Consider the following 4,598-nt stretch of genomic DNA (forward strand, 5'->3'; position numbering starts at 1 on the left):
TGGACGTCGAAGTCGCAGGCACGGCTGGAGCTGTTCGAGTGGCTCTCGTACTTCAATCGACGTCGCCGTTCTCTGGGGTCAGTCGGGTTGTTGTGTGACGTTGCATAGATCCGCGACACGGACCGGTTTGCAACAGATCTCCCGGGTTGTGGTGCTCGTGGCTGGTAGTCCTACAGATGCCTGCCACGAGAGGAGATCAGGATGCGGGCGTTTCTGGTGAGGTTGCCGTCCGGGGTGCGGTATTGGACGGTGCTCGACGAGGACCTGGCCGTGGTGGACGAGGCGGATGCGTTCTTGCGGCATGTCCGGTTCGGCCGCGACGGCTCGGAGTTGACGACCAGGTCGTATGCGGGCGGGATCGCGTTGTTCCTGCGCTGGTGCGCTCGCACCGACCGGCACTGGCATGACGGTGTGGCGGCGTTGGGGTTGTTCATCACGTGGCTGCGGCACGCCGGACCGCAGGTCAGTGGCGTCGAGGTGGTGGCGGGTGGGCAGGTGCTGGCCGGTCCCGGTGCGGAGCCGGTGCGCGGGCCTCGGCGGATCAACGCCGTGCTGACCGCGGTGCGGGGATTCGTCGCACACGCGGTGGCGGCCGGGCAGGCACCGGGCGAGCTGATGTCGTTGCTCTACGAGCTGGCCGACGACCGTGACGTTCCGGCGCAGGCCCGCGGTGAGGATCAGCGGCTGGCCTGGCGGATGCGGGCGCGGCACCGGCTGCACGAGCCGGAGACGGTGGTGGACCGGGCCGGCGACGCCGAGATCGTGGCGCTGCTGCGGGCCTGCCGGTCGGCGCGGGACCGGTTGATCGTGCTGCTGATGGCGCGGGCCGGGTTGCGCCGCGGTGAACTGGCCGGGTTGCGGCGCTCGGATGTGCACCTACTGGTCGACTCGCGTCTGCTGGGCTGCGGGATACCGCGGGCGCATCTGCATGTGGTGCGCCGGGACAATCCGAACGGGGCGTGGGCCAAGTCCCGCCGACAGCGGGTGGTGCCGCTGGACTTTCTGGTGGTGCAGGCTGTCGACGGCTACGCGTTCGAGCGGTGTGCAGTGCCGCGGGCAGCCGAGTCGGATTTCCTGCTGGTCAACCTGTTTCGGGAGCCGATCGGCGCGCCGATGCGCCCGGACGCGATCAACGAGGTGATCGCCGCGTGCTCGCGGCGGGCCGGGATCGAGCATGTGACTCCGCATCGGCTGCGGCACGCGTTCGGCAGTAACCTGGCCGATGCGGGCAGCAGCCTCGACGAGATCGCGGCCCTGCTCGGGCACGCCTCGATGAGGTCGTCGCAGGTCTATCTGCATCCCGACCCGGCTCGGCTGCGTGAGGCCGTCGACCGGGTCCGCAGCCCCCGCGAGCTGGCTGGGACCGACCGGTGAGCGCCGTCGGGGCGGCGGGGGCGGCCGCGGTCAGCATCGGCGGGGCGCACGTGTTCGCCGACACCAGGATCGACCGGCTTGCCGCGGCCATCGCCGCGGTGATCGACCCGGCCTTTCTGACCGAGGCCGGATGGGACCCAGCGCGGCGAGTGCTGTCGTTCGCGCCGGAGCATCCGCTGCTGGGCCGGCCCGTCTGCCGGGCCGCGGACTGCTCGGCGACCGCGCCGGCAGCGTCGAGGATCTGCGCCTCGTGCCGTCGCCGGCTGGCCGAACACGGGCTCGGTGAGCACGAGATCGGCGCACTGCCGGCGCGTGGTCACCGGAGGTCGGGTCGCGGGCCGGATGCCTGCCTGGTCGGCGGTTGCGCGCGGGACGCGATGTCGGCGCGGTCGGGGCTGTGCTCGGTTCACGAGGAACAGCGGCGCGCGTTGCCGGGCGTCGGGGTCGAGCAGTTCCTTACCCACCGGCAGGCGAAACCGCTTCCGCCGCTAGCTTTGTGCGCGGTCGACGCCTGCACCCGGCAGCGCCGCCACCCCGACGGGCTCTACTGCGGTGCGCACCAGCAGCGGCTGCGCACCGCCCGGACACGCGACCCGGACCTGGACGAAGCCGGGTGGCGGGCCATCTCACCGGCGATCGGGCGCGGCGGCGAGGTCAGTCTGCGTGGCCTGCCGCCGCTGGTCGTCGCCGAACTGCTGGTGGGCCTGCAGCAGCGCTGCCGAATCAACGCCGTCAAGACCCGCGAGGCCACGCTGCGGGCGCTCTGCAACGATGTCCGCCACCGGCAGCTGGGTTCGCTGACCGACTACCTTCCCGACGACGACCGCGACCTGGAATTCGCCGGGCTGGCCCACTGCCTGATCGGCCATGCCCGCCGGGCCCTGTCAACCCCGGAAACCGAAGTCGCCAAAGATGACTGGGATCTGAGGGTGTTCGGGCACAGCGGCACCCTGTCGTTCACCGGCATCAGCCAGTCATGGCTGCGGGAGTCGGCCAAACGATGGGCCGCTGACGACCTGCCGAAACGACGCGTCCGGTCGGGTCGCCGCACCAGCGCCGGCCTGGCGGTGCGCCACCACATCGGCGCCCTGGCACGGCTGTCGGAGTCGTTGCGGATGCGCGAGGACCGCGGCGATCACCCGGCGGCATTGGGCCGCGCCGATATGGAGGCGTTCCTGCACCGGCTGGCCTACCGAGAATCGGTCGGGCAGATCAGCGGCGACGCCCGCATCCGGGCCTGCCGCGAGGTCCGCGCCGTGCTGACCCGGATCCGAACCATGGGGCTGACCCGCCCCGGCGGGCTGGCCGCCGGCCTGGGCGAGGACTTCACGATCACCGTCGCCGACGTCCCCGCCGAACCCGAACCCGGCGAACCGAATCGGGATCTGCCGCCGGAGATCATGGCCCAGCTCTGCGCACAGCTGGATCGGCTGACCTCGCCGGAGATGCGCACCGCCATCGAGCTGGCCATCGACACCGGCCGCCGCCCCGAAGAGATCTGCGCACTGGACTTCGACTGCCTGACCCGCGACGACCTCGGAATGGCCGTGCTGATCTATGACAACCACAAAGCCAATCGCCCCGACCGCCGGCTGCCGATCGGCGAGCAGACCGCTGCCGTGATCGTCGCCCAGCAGAAGCGGGTGCGGGCACGCTACCCGGACACACCGGTGGGCGAGCTGACGCTGCTGCCCACCGACCGCCGCAATCCCGGAGGAGGGCGCGCGATCACCGCCTTTTCCCTCGCGTTCGCCCACCGCACCTGGGTCGACCGGATGCCGGTGCTGCGCACCGCCGACGGCGTCGAATACGACAAAAGCAAGGTCGTGCTCTATGCCTACCGACACAGCTTCGCCCAACGCCATGCCGACGCCGGCGTGTCCGTCGAAGTGCTGCGCGAGCTGATGTCGCACCGCAAACTCGAAACGACCAGCGGCTACTACCGCGTCGGCGAGACCCGGCGCCGTGAGGCCGTCGACCGGGTCACCGCGATGCAGTTCGATCGGCACGGCAACCGCATCTGGCGGCAAGCCCAGGCGCTACTGGACTCCGAGCATGCTCGCCGCGCCGTCGGCGAGGTCGCCGTCCCGTTCGGGGTCTGCGCCGAACCGTCCAACGTCAAAGCCGGCGGCGGCGCCTGCCCGTTCCGGTTCCGCTGCGCCGGCTGCGACCACTTCCGCACCGACGTGTCCTACCTTCCCGACCTGCACGCCTACCTGGACGACCTGCTGCGCACCCGCGAACGCCTGCTCGCCACCACAGAACTCGACCACTGGGCACGCGCCGAAGCGATGCCCTCGGACGAAGAAATCCGACGCATCCGCCGCCTGATCGCCCGCATCGATGCCGGTTTCGACGAACTCACCGCAGAACAGCGAGAGCAGATCGAGCACGCCGTCACCGTCGTGCATCGCCACCGCTCCACCATGCTTGGCATGCCCCGCACCCACCAAACCCTGCCCGATCTGAGACCGGAGCGAACCACATGAGCACCAACACCACGACCAGCGCGATGCTCGACGGACGCCGAGCCGACTCCACCAGACGACGCCAGCGCGTCCTCAACGCCCTCGACGCCGCGGTCGCCGCCGGCGACGAACTCGGTGTCACCAACATCGCCCGCCGCGCCGGCGTCGACCGCACATTCATCTACCGCCACCGCGACCTACTCGAACGCATCCACGCCGCCGAAACCCAACCACCCGACAAACCCGGCACCGGACCCGCGGTCACCCGCGCCTCGCTGCAGGCCGACCTGCTCGCAGCCCAGCAACGCTGCGCCCGCATGGCCGCCCGCACCCAACAACTCGAGACACGGCTGTCCGACCAACTCGGCGAACAGATCTGGCGAGCAAGCGGACTCGGCGCACCCACCGACATCGACGAGCTCCACACACGCATCGTCACCCTCGAACAACAAATCATCGACCTCCGGCTGCAACTCGAAGAACGCGATCAAGACCTCGCCGCCGCCCGCGCCGCCAACCGCGAACTCATGACGAAACTCAACGCCTCACGGCAAACCGGCTGACACACAGCCCGAAGCCCTTGCACTACACCTGTTGCGCACCATATTCTTCAACGATCAGCCATACGACCAGCGAGAACGCTCGGCGCCGACAGCCACTTCAGGCCGGGACCCCCAGAGAATCGCCGTCACTCCGCCCTTGGATACCTCACCCCAGTGGAGTTCGAACAACGGCTGATCGCGTCGTCTACGCTGT

General features: G+C 69.9%; 3 protein-coding genes. All 3 read left to right on the plus strand.

The annotated features are described in order from the left end of the window. Positions 1-201: 201 nt before the first annotated feature. The 3 genes from P3H15_RS53000 to P3H15_RS53010 are packed head-to-tail and all read left to right on the plus strand — an operon-like array spanning position 202 to position 4,405. On the plus strand, positions 202-1,374 hold the full coding sequence (locus P3H15_RS53000; RefSeq protein WP_276144664.1) for a site-specific integrase: 1,173 nt from the start codon (positions 202-204) through the stop codon (positions 1,372-1,374). Beyond that, on the plus strand, positions 1,371-3,863 hold the full coding sequence (locus P3H15_RS53005) for a tyrosine-type recombinase/integrase (protein ID WP_276144665.1): 2,493 nt from the start codon (positions 1,371-1,373) through the stop codon (positions 3,861-3,863). Before P3H15_RS53000 ends, P3H15_RS53005 begins: the two co-directional genes overlap by 4 nt. Then, the gene (locus P3H15_RS53010) at positions 3,860-4,405 is read left to right on the plus strand and encodes a DUF6262 family protein (protein ID WP_276144666.1); all 546 of its coding nucleotides are present in this window, start codon (positions 3,860-3,862) and stop codon (positions 4,403-4,405) included. The genes P3H15_RS53005 and P3H15_RS53010 overlap by 4 nt, the downstream gene beginning before the upstream one ends. The last annotated feature ends 193 nt before the right edge of the window (positions 4,406-4,598 follow it).

It is taken from the genome of Rhodococcus sp. T2V, from assembly GCF_029269925.1.
Taxonomy (GTDB): Bacteria; Actinomycetota; Actinomycetes; order Mycobacteriales; family Mycobacteriaceae; genus Rhodococcus_F; species Rhodococcus_F koreensis.